Source organism: Streptomyces sp. NPDC051136 (genome assembly GCF_044455745.1).
Taxonomy (GTDB): domain Bacteria; phylum Actinomycetota; class Actinomycetes; order Streptomycetales; family Streptomycetaceae; genus Streptomyces.
In genome coordinates this window covers 963,830-982,751 of record NZ_JBITFE010000001.1, presented here as the reverse complement: position 1 = coordinate 982,751, position 18,922 = coordinate 963,830, and the positions used below count along the sequence as shown (strand labels likewise).

At 68.9% G+C, this 18,922-nt stretch carries 16 protein-coding genes and 4 pseudogenes; 8 read left to right on the top strand and 12 right to left on the bottom strand.

Annotated features, from left to right (window positions below):
- Window positions 1-29: 29 nt before the first annotated feature.
- Together ACIBCJ_RS04365 and ACIBCJ_RS04360 are read left to right on the top strand one after the other, a co-directional pair.
- A pseudogene (locus ACIBCJ_RS04365) lies at window positions 30-277 on the top strand (aminotransferase class III-fold pyridoxal phosphate-dependent enzyme); the annotation flags it as partial.
- Entirely contained in the window at window positions 278-724 is a 447-nt protein-coding gene (locus tag ACIBCJ_RS04360) for a LysE family transporter (protein WP_365978524.1), read from the top strand.
- On the opposite strand, the gene ACIBCJ_RS04355 is transcribed toward ACIBCJ_RS04360, so the two are convergent.
- Window positions 663-1,622, bottom strand: a complete 960-nt coding sequence (locus ACIBCJ_RS04355) for an SMP-30/gluconolactonase/LRE family protein (protein WP_365978525.1) — start codon at window positions 1,620-1,622, stop codon at window positions 663-665. The genes ACIBCJ_RS04360 and ACIBCJ_RS04355 overlap by 62 nt on opposite strands.
- Before the next feature lie 121 nt (window positions 1,623-1,743).
- On the opposite strand from ACIBCJ_RS04355, the gene ACIBCJ_RS04350 reads away from it, so the two are divergent.
- Window positions 1,744-2,244, top strand: a complete 501-nt coding sequence (locus ACIBCJ_RS04350; RefSeq protein WP_365978526.1) for an Lrp/AsnC family transcriptional regulator — start codon at window positions 1,744-1,746, stop codon at window positions 2,242-2,244.
- An 89-nt stretch (window positions 2,245-2,333) separates the two neighbouring features.
- Here the strand turns inward: ACIBCJ_RS04350 and tpg are convergent.
- Window positions 2,334-2,651, bottom strand: a pseudogene (gene tpg / locus ACIBCJ_RS04345) (telomere-protecting terminal protein Tpg); the annotation flags it as partial.
- A pseudogene (locus ACIBCJ_RS04340) lies at window positions 2,629-3,386 on the bottom strand (transcriptional regulator); the annotation flags it as partial. The pseudogenes ACIBCJ_RS04340 and tpg, both read right to left, overlap by 23 nt.
- Window positions 3,387-4,140: 754 nt before the next feature.
- Between ACIBCJ_RS04340 and ACIBCJ_RS04335 the strand changes: the two are divergent.
- From ACIBCJ_RS04335 to ACIBCJ_RS04320, 4 genes are read left to right on the top strand one after another with little or no spacing between them, the layout of a single operon-like run.
- Entirely contained in the window at window positions 4,141-4,608 is a 468-nt protein-coding gene (locus tag ACIBCJ_RS04335) for a hypothetical protein (RefSeq protein ID WP_362511590.1), read from the top strand.
- Complete coding sequence (locus ACIBCJ_RS04330; RefSeq protein WP_365978528.1) at window positions 4,605-5,519, top strand: S8 family serine peptidase; 915 nt, start codon at window positions 4,605-4,607, stop codon at window positions 5,517-5,519. The genes ACIBCJ_RS04335 and ACIBCJ_RS04330 overlap by 4 nt, the downstream gene beginning before the upstream one ends.
- Window positions 5,520-5,549: 30 nt before the next feature.
- Window positions 5,550-5,804, top strand: coding sequence for a hypothetical protein (locus tag ACIBCJ_RS04325; protein ID WP_362098669.1), 255 nt, complete (start codon window positions 5,550-5,552; stop codon window positions 5,802-5,804).
- Window positions 5,805-5,855: 51 nt separating this feature from the next.
- Window positions 5,856-6,785 carry a hypothetical protein gene (locus tag ACIBCJ_RS04320; protein WP_365978529.1) on the top strand — a complete coding sequence of 310 codons (930 nt, stop codon included), beginning with the start codon at window positions 5,856-5,858 and terminating at the stop codon, window positions 6,783-6,785.
- Between the two features lie 1,123 nt (window positions 6,786-7,908).
- On the opposite strand, the gene ACIBCJ_RS04315 is transcribed toward ACIBCJ_RS04320, so the two are convergent.
- The 9 genes and pseudogenes from ACIBCJ_RS04315 to ACIBCJ_RS04275 form a co-directional block, all read right to left on the bottom strand.
- Window positions 7,909-8,724: a phytanoyl-CoA dioxygenase family protein gene (locus ACIBCJ_RS04315; protein WP_365978530.1), complete on the bottom strand. Its 816-nt coding sequence runs from the start codon at window positions 8,722-8,724 to the stop codon at window positions 7,909-7,911.
- Window positions 8,725-8,827: 103 nt separating this feature from the next.
- Window positions 8,828-8,983 (bottom strand): annotated as a pseudogene (locus ACIBCJ_RS04310) (IS5/IS1182 family transposase); the annotation flags it as partial.
- A 253-nt stretch (window positions 8,984-9,236) separates the two neighbouring features.
- The gene (locus ACIBCJ_RS04305) at window positions 9,237-10,727 is read right to left on the bottom strand and encodes a family 43 glycosylhydrolase (protein WP_365978531.1); all 1,491 of its coding nucleotides are present in this window, start codon (window positions 10,725-10,727) and stop codon (window positions 9,237-9,239) included.
- Between the two features lie 310 nt (window positions 10,728-11,037).
- Window positions 11,038-12,666, bottom strand: coding sequence for a fused response regulator/phosphatase (locus ACIBCJ_RS04300; RefSeq protein WP_365978532.1), 1,629 nt, complete (start codon window positions 12,664-12,666; stop codon window positions 11,038-11,040).
- A complete protein-coding gene (locus ACIBCJ_RS04295) occupies window positions 12,663-14,555 on the bottom strand; it encodes an ATP-binding protein (protein ID WP_365978533.1) in 1,893 nt (630 codons plus the stop codon). The genes ACIBCJ_RS04300 and ACIBCJ_RS04295 overlap by 4 nt, the downstream gene beginning before the upstream one ends.
- Window positions 14,552-15,589 carry an ATP-binding SpoIIE family protein phosphatase gene (locus ACIBCJ_RS04290; protein WP_365978534.1) on the bottom strand — a complete coding sequence of 346 codons (1,038 nt, stop codon included), beginning with the start codon at window positions 15,587-15,589 and terminating at the stop codon, window positions 14,552-14,554. The genes ACIBCJ_RS04295 and ACIBCJ_RS04290 overlap by 4 nt, the downstream gene beginning before the upstream one ends.
- Window positions 15,586-16,008 carry an anti-sigma regulatory factor gene (locus ACIBCJ_RS04285; protein WP_365978535.1) on the bottom strand — a complete coding sequence of 141 codons (423 nt, stop codon included), beginning with the start codon at window positions 16,006-16,008 and terminating at the stop codon, window positions 15,586-15,588. Before ACIBCJ_RS04285 ends, ACIBCJ_RS04290 begins: the two co-directional genes overlap by 4 nt.
- Window positions 16,005-16,382, bottom strand: coding sequence for an STAS domain-containing protein (locus tag ACIBCJ_RS04280; RefSeq protein WP_362098642.1), 378 nt, complete (start codon window positions 16,380-16,382; stop codon window positions 16,005-16,007). Before ACIBCJ_RS04280 ends, ACIBCJ_RS04285 begins: the two co-directional genes overlap by 4 nt.
- Window positions 16,379-17,227: an STAS domain-containing protein gene (locus tag ACIBCJ_RS04275; protein ID WP_365978536.1), complete on the bottom strand. Its 849-nt coding sequence runs from the start codon at window positions 17,225-17,227 to the stop codon at window positions 16,379-16,381. Before ACIBCJ_RS04275 ends, ACIBCJ_RS04280 begins: the two co-directional genes overlap by 4 nt.
- 412 nt (window positions 17,228-17,639) lie before the next feature.
- On the opposite strand from ACIBCJ_RS04275, the gene ACIBCJ_RS04270 reads away from it, so the two are divergent.
- Window positions 17,640-18,545 (top strand): S41 family peptidase, encoded by a 906-nt coding sequence (locus tag ACIBCJ_RS04270; RefSeq protein ID WP_365978537.1) that lies wholly within the window; start codon window positions 17,640-17,642, stop codon window positions 18,543-18,545.
- Window positions 18,546-18,922: the final 377 nt, after the last annotated feature.

Below are 18,922 nucleotides of genomic sequence, written 5' to 3'. Positions count from 1 at the left end.
GCACGTCCGAGGCACGGGCGCACGGCACCCTGCTGGTGGTCGACGGCATCCAGACGGGCTACGGGGCGCACCGGCTCGTTCTTCTCCTTCGAGACGGCCGGAATCGTCCCCGACATCATCTGCCTGTCCAAGTCCCTCAACGGGTACGGGATGCCCATGACTCTGACGCTGAGGCGCCCCGAGTACGGCGTGTGGCGCCCCGGCGAGCACGACGGCACCTTCCAGGGCTATAACTCCGCCTTCGTCACCGCCACCCGCGCGCTGGAGGTCCACTGGTGTGACGACACCCGCCGGACCCAGGACCACCGTACTGGGCGAACGCGTCCACACCTCCCTCACCCGTACCGCCCGCCCCACGGGCCGGCCGCCCCTCCCCCCGGCGGGCGGGGGCTGGCCCGGGGGACTGCCGCTGAACCGCCCGGGCGCCGTCCCCAAGCCGGACTTCCTGATGGTGGCCCGCTCGACCACCGAGCATCCGGCCAAGGGGCGGGCGGCGGCGCTGGGAGCTCAGACCGGGCTGTGCGTGCACCTGCTCACCGCGGCCATCGGCCTGTCGGCGATCGCAGTCCGCTTCCCCGTGGTGTACGACACCAACAAGCTCCTGAGCGCCGCCTACCTCATCTACCTAGGCATCCGAACGGTACTCACCGCCCGGACGGAGGTCACCGGGACCTCGGGACCGGCCAGGGCTGGTGTCCCGGGCCGGCCGGATGCGTGCCCGTGACACCCGTGACCACCGAGTAGAGGCTGGTCTGCGCGGCGATGAAGAGACGGTTGCGCTTGGCTCCGCCCCAGGAGATGTTGGCCACCGTCTCGGGGAAGTTGAGCCGCCCGATCAGCGTGCCGTCGGGGTCGTAGCAGTGCACCCCGTCGTCCATCGCGGCTGCCCAGAGCCGTCCGCCGTCATCGAAGCGGAGGTTGTCGAAACGGGCGTTGTGGCGGGATGCGGCGTCGGCGAAGACCTTGCCGTCGGAGAGTGTGCCGTTGTCCCGTACGTCGAAGACCCGGATGCAGCCGGCCCGGGTGTCGGAGACGAAGAGCTGTTGCTCGTCGGCCGAGAAAACCAGGCCGTTCGGCGCCGCGAAGCAGTCGGCGACCAAACGTACTTCACCGCTGTCCGGGTCGATCCGGTAGACGTTGTTGGCGCCGATCTCGCTCTCGGCGCGGTATCCCTCGTAGTCGCTGGTGATGCCGAAGTCCGGATCCGAGAACCAGACGGAGCCGTCCGACTTCACCGCTGCGTCGTTCGGGCTGTTCAGCCGCTTGCCCTGCCAGCGATCAGCCAACACCGTGACGCTGCCATCGTGCTCGGTCCGCGTCACCCGGCGGTTGCCCTGCTCACAGGTGATCAGCCGGCCCTGGCGGTCAAGGGTGTTGCCGTTGCTGTGCCCTGCGGAACGGCGGAAGACACTGACGGCACCGGTCTCCTCGTCCCAGCGCAGCATCCGGTCATTGGGGATGTCGCTCCAGATCACCTGCCGCCAAGCAGGAAGATAGACCGGCCCCTCGGCCCAGCGGCAGCCGGTGTACAGCACCTCCAAGCCGTCATCACCGTTCATGCACCGCCCGGTACGGAACCGGTCGTCAAGCATCTCGTACAGCGCAGGGCGCTCGCTGGTCATGGATCCCCTCCCCATAGATGTGCGCACAGATGCACCGAGCCGCTACCGAATGGGCTTCGGCTCCCCAGCGAGATTGCAAGATCAGTTATAGTCCGTGCGAGCCTTCCCCGAATGGAGAGTTGTGGATCACATCGATCGTGCCCTGCTCGTACAGCTACAGCAGGACGCCACCCAGCCCTACGCCGCACTGGGCCAGGCCGTGGGCCTGTCCGCCGGCGCGGCGCATGAGCGCGTGCGCAAGCTGCGGGAGCGCGGCGTCATCCGGCGCACCGCGGCCGAGGTGGACCCCGCAGCGGTGGGCGGCGGCGTACTGGCCTACGTGATGGTCGACTCGACCACCTGGATGGGTGATTCGGCGAAGGACTTCGCCGCACTTCCCGAAATCCTGGAGGCGCACATCATCGCCGGCAGCGCCTCGGTGCTGGTGAAAGTCAGAACCACGACCACAGAACAGCTGCAGGACGTACTGCGCCGGATCTACGCCATCGACGGAGTCAGCGGAACCCAGGCGACCGTTGCACTGGAGACCTTCTTCGAGCGGCCGGTCTCCCCCCAGGCCCCCCGCCGAGAAGGAACTCACGCTTGTCCCGAACGGCCGAACGCAGCTCCGCGGGCCACCTGAAGCACGCACCCGGGCCCACTGGAACGCTCACCGGCCACCTCAAGCGCCCAGTCACAGCAACACGCTCGCGCTCGTTCAGGGTGCCGCCGCTACAGGTCGAACTCCAGGTGCCCGATGTCCGTGAACCGGACCTCCCCCAGGGAGCCGGCGCGGCGGCCCCCGTCCTGGACGTACACCTCCTTGAGCACTTCGGCCGCGACGACCTGCAGTTGCTGGTCGGTGGCACCAGCCTGACGGGCGTCAAAGAGGCGGGCGGCGTGCTGCGGGGGCAGGGCGACGGCCAGATGACGCACGCGGTCCTGGTCCGCCGACCCGACCGGTGCGGTGCAGCCCAGGCGGGCGCGGGTGTCGATGACAATGCCGCCGGTGGTTACTGCCTGCTGCCGGGCCCTGGCCCAGACCTGCGGCGACGACGCAGTCGGACTGGATCGCGAGGGGGTACTGGCCGGTGAAGACCGCGTGCTTGACGATCTTCCGGTGCAGGTTGATCCGGGTACGGGAGATGACCGCCGCGCGGATGTCCGGACGCCACGTGGGCGGGACAGGGCGCGCCACGGCCGTCCGAGCCTCCAACCCTCGCCGCGAGGGACGCTCACGGAGGTAGCCCCAGGCCGCCCTTGACCGTCGCCTTGATCGCCGAGACGACGATCGCCGGCTCCGGGTCGCGCTCCCTGCAGGAGTTCATCGCGGTCAGGAAATCGGCCGACGCCAGGCCGGCGCCGACGCCGAGGTCGGCCATCGCGGCGAGGTAGGCATCCCGCAGCCGCTGGTACCAGCCGTCCAGGTAACGGCCGGTCTCGTAGAGGACCCACGCCTCGGCCGGGCGTACCTCGTAGTCGAGCTCGACCGCGTACGCAACAGTCGGCGCCGCGTACCATGCAGGCCCCTCAGGACGGCCGCCCTTCGGCGTGAACGGGCCGGGCAACAGCGAGGCATCCAACTCCACCCACACCTTGCCCACCGTCACCCGCGACAGATCGACGGTGGAAACGCGGCAGATGGGCCCGAAGCGGATGCCCGTCGGGGGCCTCGCGGGGCGCGCAGTCGACCGGGTTCCGGCCCAGACTGCTGGGGTTGTGCCCGGAATACCGCTTCCCGTCGACGCCAGGCCGGGAAGCACGGGTCGGCGGATGCAGAGCCGAGGTTGCATGGGAATCCGATGGCCGACGAGACGGAGGCGCCGCCCTGTTGCATGCGACAGCCCACTGTCCCAACCAGCAAGTGACCGACGAACTCGCCGCGTGCAGCCCGACCCCGTTGCCCGCAGCTCTTCGTGTCGGTCGCATCTCTCGGTACGTTGCAAACGACCCGGCCTCTCGGGTCCCCTCCGCGACGTACGGGAGGCGATGTCGGGCGCGCCTGCCCCTCGGATGGACCGCCGTAGCTCACCTGCCCCTCCCCACCGGGTGGTTGGCTGAGGGGCCGTGCCAGCCGACTGCAGCCAGGCGGGCGGCGTATGTGGCATTCGCCGGCGCGTGGGGACGACATCGCAGAAGCGTCCTCCGCGGACGTCAGATCGACGGATCGCACCGATCGCGCTGGGGCTGGTCGCTGTTGCCGGCTTGCTTCGGAGCACGGAGTTCCAGGAAGAATGCTGCGGTAGGCCTCGGACGCGGCGGAAGGTCGGGCGGTCCGTCCAGGCGCCGTCTGTCCGGAAGTTGAGGATTCTCCTAAAGGTGTGCCGTGCTCGGAGGCGTGGTCTGTTGAGGCGGCGAGCACCCGGTTGCAACCCATAGGCAGGGGTGTTTCGCTGGTTACGTACGAGCGCGCAGACGGACTTTCCGAAGCGTGTCTGACAGTCGCCCGCTGCCTTCTGCCCGGCACGGCATCCCGGGGGATCTTCTCTGTCATTGCCGGATTCTGACGTGCGGGCCAGAAAAGAAGCAGATGATCAATATGGTGGAGCTCGTAAAAGACTCCCTCAAGATACATGGCGGGTCCAACGAAAATGACCCGGACTACCACTTCACCATCGCGTACACGGCATCATTCGACTCTGCGGAGATGGGTGACACCTTCACGGAGTTCATGCGTCTTCGAGAGGAAGACGACATAACCACCCTGGGGGACGATGACATCACAGCCTCGAACCCCACTTCTGGGCCCACCTTCATTCCGAACAACGTCCCGGGCCGCCGCCCCGACAACCGGCCGGGCCACCAGGGGATGACACTGCTCGACAGAGCCATCACCGTCGACCTCCCGAGGGAAGTGGCGGACACCGAGGGCGGAATCCACGACGCCGGCCACGAAGAGATCTACGGGGAGGTCTGGCTGCGGTCCTCCGGGAACCTCGCGAGTACCGGGCCTGCCGGCTCGGACAGCGGGCTCGGGAGGACGAACGTCGGCGACTTCGATCCGTGAGCCAGACCGCGATGGTGAGCGGCATCGGCCGAGAGGGCCGCGGCATCGACGTGGATCCACTGGGACTGGTCGCGCTTCCCGCTCTTATGGCGCGGACCTCCGGCCTGCACTCCCCGCGGATCGGGCTGATCGACGGCCACGTGACTTCCGATCACCCAGATCTAGCGGACGCGAACTTGGAGGTTCTCGTCCGGCACAGGGGATCCGCGCCGCCGTCGTTCGACCCTGGGTCGCGTCACGCGACGTCCGTGGCCGGCGTCCTGGTGGCGCGCCGCGGTTCGGGCGCACCAGCCATCTGCCCTGACGCCACACTGGTGGTGCGCCCCATCTTCCCTTCCCGGCCGCCGCCCTACGGCGACACCGCCCTCCCCGGGGACCTCGCCTCCGCGATCATGGAAGTGGCCGATGCCGGCGTCCGCGTCCTGAATTTGAGCCTGACGCTGACCCCACACAGCGACGACGCCGACAACGCACTCCAACGGGCGCTGGACTACGCGGCGCATCGCGGCGTGATCGTGGTAGCTGCTGCGGGCAACCACGGGGCGGTCGGCGGCTCGGCCCTCACCCGCCACCGGTCGGTCATTCCCGTCGTCGCATACGACCTCGAGGGCCATCCCTCTGGGGCTTCGAATCTCGGGCTCACGTTCGGCCGAAGCGGCGTCGGCGCCACGGGTACGGGCATCAACAGCCTCAAGGCCGGCGGGGGCTTGCGTCCTTTCGGCGGAACCAGCGCCGCGACGGCCTTGGTGACGGGAGCCATTGCTCTGCTGTGGTCGGAGTTCCCCCAGGCGACACCTGCCGACCTCGTGTCCGCCGTGACCCGGTCCTCAGCACGCCGCACCTCTGTGGTGCCGCCCCTGCTGGACGCCTGGAGGGCGTACGAGACGGTGCGTGCGGCGCACTACGGATGAACTCTATGCACGATCAGAGAGGCACATTCCATGCCCCAGGAGCGCAGGTCCCGCGGGCCGGACGCCGACCCGGACGGAGAGCCGACCCCACAGACGAACACTCCGCCGCAGCCGTCGCGTGTCCGCCTCCCAGGGTTCGTCACCGACGAGGACATCGGACTGGGCGACGTGGCCAAGCGGATCACCGGCGCCGCGGGCATCCGGCCCTGCCGGAGGTGCGAGCGGCGGGCCGCGGCGCTCAACCGCTGGATGGTGTTCTCCGGCAGGAGCAACCGGCGGCGATAACAACACGACGTCGCGTACGCCAGTACACGGCCAGAAAGGAGCAGAGACCTCATGGAGGAGAACAAGCTGCCCCCGCAGAACGAGGACTCACCGTCGCTCGACACGATCCCCGACCCTCCGGCAGTGGCGGAAGACGAAGTTCCCCGCCCATGCACCACGTGCGGCCACGGCGCCGTCATGTCCGAGGCGGCGAGCCGCGGCGAGACGATGTACCCGTCATTCGTGTACGCGGTGGGCCGGATCGAACCGCGCATGCCGAGCCTGGGAGTGGAGAAGGAGTTCGCCCAGGCAACGGGCCGCGCCGAAACCGCCGACCTGACCGACCGGCAAGCGCTGCATACCGTACTGGCCCAACCGCAAAACCGTTATCTCACCCGGCAGTTGTGTTATGTGGTGACGATCCAAGGGCTCGACACGTACTTGCTGCGCCCACGCGATCCGGGGGACTTGCCACAGCTCGTCGAAGCACTCCACGAGGCTCCTCGGTCGACGGACCTCCATGTCATCATCGGGCTCCGAGGCCCGCTGGCTTCGCCCGACTACTGCAATGGTCTGATGCTGCCCTTGGTGGCCTTCGAACAGATCTACACCATCAGCCCCACCACGTTCATCGAGTCCTTGCCGAAACCGGAAAACATCGGCGAGGAACAGTTCCGGGAGACGGCCGTCGAACTCTTCGAGCGGGTGATCCAGATTGCCGACAACGCGGGCTCCTCCGACGAGCACCGCGCAGTCAACTACCTGGCGGTGCGCTATCCCAGCATCTACGCGAAGTGCGCCGAGGCTCACGCCGCCGGTGCCACGCTGACCGCCATCGAAACCCGCCCGTCCCGTCTCAGCGGGGTGAGCAGAGTGCTGGACGTCATCTTCTCGTTCACCGACCGGAGAACCGACGTCACGGAGAAGTTCTTCGTCCGGGTGAACATCGATGAGATGTTCCCCCACCTGATCACCAAATTGTCTCCCTATTACGACCGGTAGCGCGGCCGGGAGAGCGAGGTGCGCGATGTTCGTACCGGTGACTACGGCGGAGAGTGCGCTGTACCGAACCACGAAACACTACCGAGCTGGGGCGGGCGGTACCAGCATGGAAATCGGGGTCCGGCTCGCGGACTGTGAATCCGAATGCATGGCCGACTGCATGAGCGGCGAGGGAGGCGGGCTGCGATACGAATGCGAGCCGATGTGCCGGCAGTCGTGCAACTCACCGCCCCTGCCTAGATGCGATTCCTTCTTCGTGGACGGAAAGGAGTACTGCTGCTTCGAGGGCACCGAGCGGTGCATCGGACCCGTGCGTACGGACGGAGGTCGGAACGTCAGCTGCCTGCAGCCCGGGATGAGGTGTTGCGACGGCATCTCGTACTGGCCGGACATCGAGGTGTGCTCCAACGGAACCGTCGAACGCTGCTGGCCCAGGCCGACCTGCTCGCCGTTCGGGTGCTGCAAGATGAACGAAGTGTGCACCGACGAGGGATGCGTTCCTAAGGACCAGATCTGCTACCGGTCGAACCGGCGCTGCAAGGCACACGAGGAATGCACCCACGACGAGGGATGTGTCCCCCGCGATCAGGTGTGCGGACCGTCGAACCGGCGCTGCAAGGCGCCTGACGAAGTATGTACAGGACAGGGCTGCTGCAAGACCAGCAAAGCCACGTCGTCCCGGACGCGCTGCTGCCCGGAGAACAAGGCGGCCTGCGGCGATGACTGCTGCGACGAGTGCTGCCCCGGCGGCGTCTGCTGCAACCACCCCGGAAAGTGCAAGCTGCGCGTCCTCGAACGCGGCAAGGACGGCGTGTGGGTGTGCCAGTCGTGAGGCGTCTGGATCCGAAGACTGCGCCCTGTCTGCGACGGATGCCCGGCGGGCTGTGCCGCAGGGCTGCATGCGCAGCTTCACGTCCGCTCAGGCACCGGCCCCAGCCGAAACCCGTACCGGAGCAGACCGAGATTCAAGGCGCTGCCGACGCGGCGGTCCACGGGCTTGCCCGCACTGCATCGCGCCGAGCGCTTCGCACTCGACGAGAAGGCCGCGCTGCGTTGCGCGGACTTTGCGCGGACCGACCCGTGAGTTCCCGCTGAACAGACTGAGGATCGTCGTGAAGCACCTTCACCCGGCGCTGTGGTGGCCGGTGCCGTCCCCGTCCGGACCAGGGGTATCCAGCCCCAGACCTCGGCGGATCGCAATCTCCACGAGCGAGTAGGCGCCGTCGGTCCGCTCCAGTTCGTAGGGCGCAGCCGGCATCAGCGGCGGCTGGGCCATGAAGCGCGGCCGCACCCCGTGGTGCGGTTGCGCTGCGTGGACCAGGAACGGATGGCAGAGGAAGACATCGCCCGGGGACCCGGTGGCGAGGGCGAGTGGCCGATGGTCGGACGCCGCCACCAGGTCGGGCGCGAGGGTCAGCCCGCTCGCCCCTTCCTCCCCGTACTTCTCCAGCACCTTCGGCACGTCGAGGTGTGAGCCGACCCGGATCCGGGTCGGGGCGTCCTCCTCACCGACCTCGCTGAACAGGAACAGCATCAACAGGGCTCGGCCGCGGGAGCGCAGATTCGTGAAGTACCAGCTCTCGCCCTCTGGAAGGTAGCTCCCCTCGATGTGCCAGCCCGCGTCGTCCGGCTCCTCCTCATGCGGGAAGCGCAGCGGAAAGGTGCCCAGCGAGTAGCGCGGCTCCCAGCGTCCAGCACCGACGAGCAGGTCGTACGCGTGCTGCAGGGACGGGGAGTTGGGTGCGGCGGCGAACGGCCCCTGCGCCATGCCGCCCACCCAGTGCACGGGCTGCGTCCACGTCGACGGGTCGTCCGGGTCGCAGCCCGTCTCGCGCCACAGCAGACGCGCGCAGTCTGCCGCCACGCGCGGCGCGACGGCGCCTTCCAGCTTCACAAAGCCGTCGCGGAGGAAACGGGATGCCAAGGTCGTGTCATGCATGCTCCCATCGTGCGGCGCCACCGGCCCCGCCCACCCGACAATCTCCGCACCGCTTGTGTCGGGTACGAGGACGGCGAGTGGGCTTTCGGATCTACTCGGCGCATGTGGGGACCTGGGTGCCGTCCACGATGAGCACGGCGCCCTTGGTGAACCGCTGGCGGGGCTGAAGAGCAAGCAGCGGCCCGAAGCGGTCCGTGATCCGGTCCGCCGCCGACTTCGACACTCCAAGCAACGGAGCGAGCCGGCGCATGGCCAGGTGTCCTCCAGGTAGTCCCGCACGCTTTCACCGTCGGGCAAGCCTTCCCATACCGTCCGGTTGAGGTCGAGGCTGGCGTTTTTGGACGCGGCTCGCGCGGTCATGGGGTAGCGCACCGCCGTCTCCCGGGGTTCTTTTGCGGGACAGACAGGCCCTAGCCGGTCCCCGCTCCCGGCGGGCTTGTGGCCACCGGGATCCGGCGGGCCGTCGGCGCGACGCACTGGCCGCGTCCCCCTGGGCTCGACGCGGCGGTCGGTCAGTTCGTGTAGACCTCCGCGCGGTCGATGCTCACGAAGGACGCGCCGGACTGGGAGTTGTGTTCGCCCGTGACCCGGATCCGCAGGGAATGGTTGCCGTTCGCGAGCCGTGGGCTGACGTACTGCACCGCTTCGCCGACACGAGTCGACTGGTGGAAGTCCACCCGTTGCTCGGGCCCTCCGTCCACGCTGACGGCTGCGTAGCCGTTGCCCGTGTCCTTGACCGAGAGCAGGGCGATCCGGGTGCCCGTGAAGGAGAACGTGGCCGTGTTCCCGGCCCGGTCGCTCCAGTGGTCGTCACCCCAGAAGCACTGGGTGGCACAGCCGGTGCCGGAGTTCCAGGCACCGGTGTAGGTGACGCCGCCGGGGCCGCTGGAACGGCCGTCGTCGTTGATCCAGTAGTTGCCGGAGCCCGGGTCGCCGGAGGGCAGGTCCTGGGTGGCGCCGATCGCCAGGGGACGACCGAAGTCGGGGCTGCCGTCGGGCTTCCACGTGAACTTCTGTGCCCGCGTGGTGCGATCGCCGTAGGTGTTCACCGACGTCGTCTTGGCGTGGTAGACGATCCAGTCCTCGGTCCCGTCGGGGGACGTGAAGAAGGCGTGGTGGCCCGGCCCGAAGACGCCCCGGTCGTCGGCGCGGGAGAACACCGCGCCCTGGTGCTGCCGCCAGTTCCCCGGCACCAGCGGATCGGCGCTCAGCGGCATCGACATCATCCAGACCTGGTAGTCCGGCTTGCCCGTGTCGCAGGTGGAGTACGTCATCCAGACCCGGCCGTTGCGGTACAGGAACTCGGGTCCCTCCCGTACCTCGGGGCAGCCGCCCGCGGCGTTGAGGGCGACCGCATCGCCGGAGACGGTGTAGGGGTTGGACATCGGGGCGATGTTGAGCCCGTTGTGCTGGTACGGGTTGATGCCGCTGTAGGCGAGGTAGAGCCGGTCTCCTAGTTGGAGGATGCCCGCGTCGATCGCGAAGTCGTTCGCGTGGTTGGGCGGGGAGAGCTTGGCCTTGAAGTGGTAGGGACCGGTGGGATCGTCCCGTTCGGACTCCAGGACGTACAGCCGGTGATGGTCGTCGACGCCGTCGTCGGCCGTGTAGTAGAGGTACCAGCGCTCGCCGAAGCGGTAGAACTCCGGTGCCCAGATGTTCCGGTTGCGGGACGGGTCGGTGTCGGTCCAGACCGTGACCGGGTCGGCGGTCAGCAGCGTGCCCAAGGAGGAGGAGCGCCACATTCTGATGCTCCCGCCCTGGGTGGTGGTGAGGTAGTAGGCGCCTTTCCAGTGGGTCATGAACGGGTCGGGTCCGCTGTTGAGCGGATTGCGGAAGCTGCCCGCGGCGAGGGCTCGCCCGGGCGCCCCGTCGGTGTCCGCTGCGGCGGTCGCCGACACGGACAGCAGGCCGGCCAGGACGGCGAGGAGAGCGGTCAGCACGGAGACCGTACGGCGCCGGGCCGGGCTCCGGCCGGATGTGCCGGGTGTGGGGGTGGCACGCATGGACAGCTCCTCGGGTCAGAAGGGCTCGTTCCAGTGGCTGGGGCCGGTACCCGGGATGCGGGCACTTACATCGATGTAAGTCTGAGCTGACACGGTAGGGAAAGCTCCCCGGCGGTGTCAACGGAGCGCGAGTTCGCGGGAGGCAGAAGGGATTTGTGCCGACTGCCCGCGGCCGATGTCACCGGGGACGGGTCGGGGGGTTCGGCCGACTCATGAGCCCCCGCCCAGGCCCGCGGCTGCCTGACCGCGGAGGCAGGGAGCTTCCCGTCTGCCGTCGCTACGGCCCACCGGCACGCTCCTCCGACAGGGCTCACTTTCCCCGCGGGGCGGGCTGCGGTGAGGTCTGCGGGGCGTTGAGGCGTACCGCCAGGATGGCGATGTCGTCGCTGCCGTCCGGCGGGAGACGGTCCAGGAGGTCGGCGCACACGTCCTCGGGGTGCTGCGGGGCTTCGGCCAGCACGCGCGCCAGGGAGTCGAGGGACTGTTGGAGATGTACGTGGCGGCGTTCGATCAATCCGTCGGTGACCAGCAGCACGAGACTGCCGGGCTCGGCGGCGACCCGATGCGCCGGGGGATGCTTCAAACCGAGGCCGAGCAAGGGGCCGTGCTCCTCCAGGAACACGCTGGAGCCGTCGGGGGAACGCAGGAGGGGCGGGAGGTGGCCCGCGTTGGCCACGTGGATCACGTCCGAGTCGTACTCGATCAGAACGACGCAGAGGGTGACGGAGGTGCCGGGCTGCACGGACGTCAGCAGATGGTCGAGGCGCGAGACGATGACGTGCGGCGGGTGTCCCTCGATCGCGTAGGCGCGCAGGGCGTGCCGCACCTGGCCCATCACCATGGCGGCGTCGAGGGAGTGCCCCGCCACGTCCCCGACCGCCACGACCAGGCCCATGGTGGTACTGATCGCCTCGTAGAAGTCTCCGCCGATCTCCGCGCGTTCGCTGGCGGGGAGATAGCGCACGGCCAGATCCGCCCGTGCCGTCTCCGGCAGGTTCTCGGGCAGGAAGCTGCGCTGCAGTGTCAGGGCCAGCGCGTGCTCCTCGCTGTAGCTGCGCATGGCCTCCAGGGCCAGGGCGCTGGCGTGGGCCAGTTGCTGGAGCAGCTGGTCGTCGTCGGAGAATTCGACGGCGTCCGCGGGGACGACGATCAGGACGGGTGGACGATCCGCCTTGGCCCGGCCCACGACGGTGTGACGCAGCTCGGGCTCCGCCAACGGCGCCGGCAGACGAACCGAGTCGGGGACACCGTCGACGAGACCCGTCCACGTCTCCGGCTGGTCGCCGGAGGTGGTGAGGGAGTACACCTGTGCCTCGAGGGGCGACTCGTCGTCCTGCCGGTCCTCGGCGTGTGCGCCCATCACGCCGCCCTGCGGCGTGGTGAGGAACGCGGCCACGTGGCAATGCAGGATCGACGCGGCCCCCTCCACCGTCGCCTTGATCAGCTCGCGTGCGCTCGTGGCGCCGTAGAGGGCAAGGGTCACGCGGTTGAGGCGGTGCAGTCGGTGGGCGAGATTCTCCGCGCGGCGCCGTGCGCGGGCGTAGCGCAAGGTCGCCGTCACGGTGGCCAGCAGTTCGCCCGGCGCGATGGGCTCGACGAGGTAGGCGTCGGCTCCGCGGTACAGACCCCGGGTCCGGTCGTCGACGGTGATGGCCGACGCCGAGATGTTGATCACCGGGATTCCCGCGGTGGCCGGGGTCTGCTTGATGTCCTCGCAGACCTCGAATCCGGTCATGTCGGGCAGTCGTACGTCGACGATGGCGATCTCCGGCAGCTGCCCGGGCTGCCGGAGCAGTTCGAGCGCGCGGGTTCCGTCCTCCGCCGTGGTGACCCGGTGACCGGCCCGGCCCAGCGTGGTGGCCAGCACGTACCGGTTGGTCGGGTCGTCGTCCACCACGAGGATGTGGGCGGGGACCTGGTCGTCGAGGTGCTGGGTCATCTGTTTTCCTCGGGCATGGCAAGGGTGGTGAGGTAGGGGACCGACGGCTGGGTCTCAGCCGGATCGCTGTGCCTGACCAGGACCGCGGTGACGTTCGCCGGTGTCACGCGGCTCTTGCTGAGGACGGCCCGGACTGGTTCGAGTCGAGAGGCGCGCACGTCCTCGGGGTCGGCGGCGGTCAGTACGATCACGGGGATGTGGGCCGTGGACGCGTCGGCCGCCAGCAGGCGCCGTACCTCGTAGCCGTCGAGTACGGGCATGTCCAGGTCGAGGAAGACAGCGTCAGGTTGTGCGCGCCGGACGGTGTCGACCGCCGTGGCGCTGTCGGTGACGCAGGTGGCGGAGGCCACGAGTCGGCCGAGGAGTGTCCGGAATCCGGCGAGGAACGCCTCGTCGTCGTCGACGACCACCACGGACAGCTGCGCCACTTCGGCAGCGGCCTCGCCGTCCGCCCCCGAGCCCGCCTCCCCGGGCGACCGCTGCCCGGCCGGAACCGTCCGCGGGGCGTCCCCGGCGTTCACCGACGGCGGGAGGACGGCGGGAACATCGACGACGACGACGGTGCCCTGTCCCACCTCGCTGTCGAGGGTCAGTGTCCCGCCCAGTGCCTCGGTGAGCCTGCGGGCGTAGGGCAGCCCGAGTCCCGTGCCGGTCCTTCCCCTCTGGTGCAGGCCTTTGACCTGGTAAAACTCCTCGAACACGCGCTCGCGTTCCTCGGCAGGGATACCCACGCCGGTGTCCTGGACACGGAAGACGAACCGGCGTCCGGCGTTCGTGCTCTCCTCGTCGACGTCGAGGGTCACCGACCCCGCCGTGGTGAACTTCAGGGCGTTGGACAACACGTTGCGCAGCACCCTGGTGAGCATGACCTCGTCGGTGACCAGCGTCCCGCGCTGCGCACGGTCGGGTATGCGCAAGACAACCCCGGGCTGCGTCACGCTCTGCAGCGTGCCGCGCAACTGGTGGAGGAGAGCGCGCAGGTTCGTGTCGACCGGGTGGGGCTCCAGACGGCCCGCTTCCGCCTTGGCGACGTCGAGCAGTTCGTCCACGAGTGCCAGGAGGGTGTTGCCGGAGGCGTGCACCAGTGTCACCTGCTGCCGCTGCTCGCTGGAGAGCGGCTCGGCCTCGGGGGCGAGCAGCAGCCGGGTCAGCGCAATGACCGCGTTGACGGGTGAGCGCAACTCGTGGCTGACGTTGGCCCAGAACCGGGTCTTGGACTCGTTGGCCTGTTCGAGCTGCCGAGTCTTGTCCTCGAGTTCCGCGTAGAGCGCGACGACTCCGCTGTTGGTCTCCTCCAGCTCACCCGCCAGTTCGGAGTAGAGCGCCAGTACGCCGCTGTTGGTCTCCTCCAGTTCGGTGTTCAGTCTCTGCAGCTCGTCCTGCTGGTGCTGCGACTCCTCCAGTGCTGCCAGCAGTTGGCGGTTCTGCGAGCGGAGCGCCTCGATGAGGTCCGTGCCGCCGTCGGTGGCGATGAGCTTGTCGCGGATGCCGTCTGCCAGCGCGCCGAGGGGTTGTGTCAGCGCGGCACCATGCTGTTCCAGTACGAGTGCGCCGCCGTCGTCGGTACGTGAGGTGCGGCAGTCGTCCAGCAGGCGGGCCGCGGCGGCGAGCAGGGAGGCGGGAGGCCGACGCTCGCCCCGCCAGCTGAACCGGAGGGACAAGACCGCCGCGCCGGCCCGCTCGCTGACGTAGAGCCGGGCGGTCAGGGCGGACACGCCCAAGAGGTGCTCCCCCACCTCGCTGACGACGGTCGACATGCGCACCAGGGGACTGCCGGTCAGTTCCAGGGCACGGCACGCCGACTGCGTACGGCGACGCAGGGTGACCACGTCGCTCCCCTCGTGCAGGGGGAGCGAGAAGACCTCACGGGCCGACGGATCCACGGTCATGGCTGTCTGTGCACGGCCACGACGATCCCGGCATCGTCCCTGCGTACCGCGGCCTGGCTGAAGATCTGCGCGGCAACGACGGAGGAGTCGTGCGCCAGCAGACCGGGGAAGTCGGCCGGCTTCCAGCGGTCGCTGAGACCGTCGGAGTGCATGATGAGGGCGGCCCCGGGCGGCAGGGCCGCTTCGAACGTACGTGGTCTCGGCAGCTGCACCCCGGCGATGCCCGGAAGCGACGGCAGCCCGGTACGCCCGCTGGACGTCGCGGCCAGAGCCGTGATGTTGCCGGCTCCGCTGACGCGTACCCGCTGGGCCGCAGGTTCGACCAGCGCGACCGCCACCGCCGCGCCGCGCGAGTTCCGCAGCGCCTGATGGATGTCCTCCAGGACGCGGGCGGGATCCGTGTGGCTGCTGGCGCGGAACGCGCCTCTGGCACGGTCACTGGCCTGGGCCGCGAGCGGCCCGTGGCCGAGTCCGTCGCACATCATCAGCAGCAGCGCGTCAGGACCTTCCGCGGTGCGCACCGCCCAGGTGTCGCCGCATGCCTGCTCCCCGCCCAGCGGGCGCGTCAGCCCGCCCGTGTCCAGCGGTCCGGCCGCGGGCGCCCCGTTCTCGCCCTCGGCCCAGAACCTCGCGTGGACGACGGTTCCCCGGCCCGGCAGGGAGTGGACACCGGAGACGTCCGCCATACGGGCGATGGTTCCCAGCCCGATACCGAGACTGCCGGAAGCGGAGATTCCGTCCCGCAACGCCTCCTGCACGTTGCGGATGCCGGGGCCGCTGTCGAGAGAGAGGCACTCGACCGCGGCGCGGTCCCGAGCGCGGACGACCCGTAGGACCAGAGAGCCGTCGTGCGCGTACTTCAGCATGTTCGTCGCCATTTCCGTCACGCACAGTTCCACGCGGGCGACCTGTGCCTGGGGCATACCCAGATCACGGGCGAGATTCCCCGCGTGGCGACGCGCGGCGGGCGCCAGGGCGACGTCCGCGCGGAGCCAGTGGACCTCACCGGCCTCGGCGACGACAGTGAAGGTCACCGGTTCCACTTCACAATGCTGACGGCGGTGCCCTGAGGCCCGGTGTGTATGTCGAACTCGTCCACGAGCCGCTGGGCTCCGCTGAGGCCGAGCCCCATACCCGTGCCGGAGGACCAGCCGTCGGTCAGTGCCTGCTCGACGTCCGGGATGCCCGGCCCCTCGTCCTTGAACTCGACGAAGACTCCGCTGCGGCCATTGTCGTCACTCACGGCAGCCGTTCGGACGACGCCTCCTCCGCCGTACACCACCATGTTCCGCGCCAGCTCGCTCGTGGCGGTGACGAGCTTCGTCTGATGGACCAGGGAGAGGCCACGGCTCTGGGCGAGAATGCGCACCGCCTGTCGGGCTTGGACGACATCCTTGCTGGTCGCCACAGGAACGCTCTCGACCGACGCGTTCCCGCTCACGTAGTCCTTCATCCGCGGCCGGGAGCCGGGGCGCTGATACGCCGCAGCAGCTTCAGTCCGCGCTCCAGGTTGAGCGCGGTACGGACACCCTGCAAGGACAGTCCGAGTTCCACGAGCGTCATCGCCACGGCGGGGCGCATACCCACGACGACGGTCTCGGCACCGAGCATCCGCGAGATGGACGCGTTCGTGGCGAGCATGCGCCCGACGAACGAGTCGACGATCTCCAGGGCGGAGATGTCGATGACGACGCCCTTGGCGCCGGTGGAGACGATGCGCTGCGACAGATCCTCCTGGAGGTCCATCACCATCTGATCCTCAAGATCGACCTGGATGGACACCAGAAGGATTTCGCCGATCTTGAGGATCGGTACCCGGTCGGTCACAGCAGACCCCGCACGTTGTCCTCGGCGTCCTGCGCCACTTCCTTCACGGCCTGACGCAGGGCCTCCGCCAGGGAGGCATTGGTCGGGATGTCACCGAACTCGATGCCCAGGGCCACGATGGTCTGGGCGATCTGCGGCCGGATCCCCGAGATGATGCACTGCGCGCCCATCATGCGGGCGGCGACCACCGTCTTCAGGAGGTGCTGGGCGACCTGCGTGTCAACGGTGGGGACACCGGTGATGTCGATGATCGCGTGAGTGGAGTCGGTGTCGACCAGGGTCTGCAGGAGCTTCTCCATGACCACCTGGGTGCGCGCCGAGTCGAGCGTGCCCACCAGCGGCACGCCCACCACGCCGTGCCAGAGCTGTACCACCGGCGTCGACAACTCGAGGAGCTGCTCCGCCTGCGAGGAAATGATCTCCTCGCGGGTTCGCACGTAAGCCTCGGTCGTCAGGAGACCGAGACCGTCCAGGAGCTTGGCGAACTGCAGATAGACCTGACTCCCGTGCTCGTCGTGGGTGAGGGCCGGCTCCAGTACCTGCTTGAGAGCGAAGACGCTCATCGCGGTCTCGGTCGGGGTGAACCCCTGCCGGGCTCGGTTGCGGGACAGTTCGATCAGCAGGCTGCGGGTCTCCGCGAAGGCCTCGTTCCGGAAGTCCAGACCGCCGGCCGCGACGCCTCGCACGATGGTTTCGTACAGCTCGCCCAGTTCGCGACGCATCTCGGCAACGCTCAGCCTGCCCTGAAGCGCCTCGCCGACTACGGTGCCCCACTGCCCGAGGAACTCGTCCCGATGCGAGGTCAGGCTCTCGACCAGCAAGTTCGTCTTGTCTTCCGGTGTCACGTCGCCCCACTGTGCACTTGAGTGAATGTAAGATCTGAGGATACGGCACGCAATCTTCACACCATTGGCACGCCCTGCCATGCCTCGCGACGGGCGGGCTCACCGGCTCAGCTCGGTGCCGAGCGGCCCGGCGCCGTGATCAGACCAGGGACGCAAAGATCGTCTTGTCTTGATCATGTTTCAGGGGCAGCGGCCTGTGGCTGGGACGTATCGCGATCGTCCGGACGGTTCTCTGTGACCATGGGCGGAGGACCTCTCACCCCGCTTGCGCCCCGTACCGCGGCCGGACGTCTGTCCTCGCGAGCCGAGGCGGGCCATGGAAGATCCACGACAAACTCCGCGAGCGTTACCGGAGACCCTGGAGAAGTGGTCATATGGACTGTGTCTCGAACGTGGTGGTCTACTGCGGGCCATGACGACTGTGACGACGCTTCAGCCCGGCCCCGTCATTGACGAAACCGCCCGGCTCCTCACCGAGCACTACGTCTTTCCCGAGACGGCCGGACAAATCGCCGATCTACTGCGGCGGCGCTACGCCGAAGGCGCCTACGCCGTCGACGGCGCCGAGGAGCTCGCCAGCCTGGTCACCGCGGACCTGCAGTCCGTCAACGGCGACCGGCATCTGAGCCTTCAGTACCACGCCGACGAGATACCCGAGAAGCGCGGGGCGGCGGTCCTGGAGTCCATCCGCCGGGACTTCGACACCTCGCTGGGCGGTGTACCCCGGGTGGAACTGCTCGACGGAGGGGTAGCCGTCCTGGTGCTGGCACCGATGCTTTTCCCCCTGGAGTGGGCCGCGGAACCGGTGAGCGCGGCACTCTCGTTGGCCTCCCGGGCCAGGGCGATGATCCTGGATCTTCGGACCAACCGCGGCGGCGACCCGGACACGGTGGCCTTTGTCTGCAGCCACCTGCTGGACAAGCGCACTCACCTCAACTCCATGTTCTGGCGCGACGGCGAACGCACTGAGCAGTCCTGGAGTCAGCCGCACGTCCCCGGTTCACGCTTCGGCGGGAGCAAGCCCGTGTACGTGCTGACCAGCAGCCACACTTTCTCCGCTGCCGAGGAACTGGCGTACGACCTGCAGCAGCTCGGCCGCGCGGTCGTCGTCGGCGAGCGCACCCGGGGCGGCGCTCACCCTCGAGACGGCTGGACGGTGCACCCGCATCTCGAAGCCTCCATCCCCGTCGGCCGGGCCATCAACCCCGTCTCCGGAACGAACTGGGAGGGCACCGGCGTACTGCCGGACATCCCCTGCCCTGCTGAGGACGCGCTGGAACGCGCGCACACTCTGGCCCGCGCCCGGCTGGCGGACTGACTCACGCAGGCACCGCACGCCGCCCGCCGCAGGCGCGGCGTCGGTCGACTCCGTCCGCGGAGAACCTGCCGCGAGAGCGGACCGTCCGGCGATGAACCCCTGGCCCGCCTGTCGGCCTAGTTCTGTGCACCGTCGCTCGGCCTTGGCGACGTCCAGGGACCACCCCACCCCTGCTCATCGGCTCGCGCGAGCAGGCCCTCGAAGACACGGCAGGGGGCGATGAAGTCAAGCTGGTCTCCGTAGATGGCGGCACCGTGCGCCCGCCTACGGCGCGTCGCGGCCGGTCTGCGAGGATGTCGGGCGGCCGTCCGCACCAGGTCCGCCGCGCTGCGCGCGCCCGGGAACGCGCAGGCGGCGACAGGCGGGCGGGGACCGGC

Excerpts from the sequence above, each read along its gene's own strand:
- ACIBCJ_RS04295 (WP_365978533.1), bottom strand. The coding sequence starts at position 14,555 with ATGACCGTGGATCCGTCGGCCCGTGAGGTCTTCTCGCTCCCCCTGCAC.
- ACIBCJ_RS04355 (WP_365978525.1), bottom strand. The coding sequence starts at position 1,622 with ATGACCAGCGAGCGCCCTGCGCTGTACGAGATGCTTGACGACCGGTTC.
- ACIBCJ_RS04320 (WP_365978529.1), top strand. The coding sequence starts at position 5,856 with ATGGAGGAGAACAAGCTGCCCCCGCAGAACGAGGACTCACCGTCGCTC.
- ACIBCJ_RS04270 (WP_365978537.1), top strand. The coding sequence starts at position 17,640 with ATGACGACTGTGACGACGCTTCAGCCCGGCCCCGTCATTGACGAAACC.
- ACIBCJ_RS04325 (WP_362098669.1), top strand. The coding sequence starts at position 5,550 with ATGCCCCAGGAGCGCAGGTCCCGCGGGCCGGACGCCGACCCGGACGGA.
- ACIBCJ_RS04285 (WP_365978535.1), bottom strand. The coding sequence starts at position 16,008 with ATGAAGGACTACGTGAGCGGGAACGCGTCGGTCGAGAGCGTTCCTGTG.
- ACIBCJ_RS04335 (WP_362511590.1), top strand. The coding sequence starts at position 4,141 with ATGGTGGAGCTCGTAAAAGACTCCCTCAAGATACATGGCGGGTCCAAC.
- ACIBCJ_RS04305 (WP_365978531.1), bottom strand. The coding sequence starts at position 10,727 with ATGCGTGCCACCCCCACACCCGGCACATCCGGCCGGAGCCCGGCCCGG.
- ACIBCJ_RS04315 (WP_365978530.1), bottom strand. The coding sequence starts at position 8,724 with ATGCATGACACGACCTTGGCATCCCGTTTCCTCCGCGACGGCTTTGTG.
- ACIBCJ_RS04300 (WP_365978532.1), bottom strand. The coding sequence starts at position 12,666 with ATGACCCAGCACCTCGACGACCAGGTCCCCGCCCACATCCTCGTGGTG.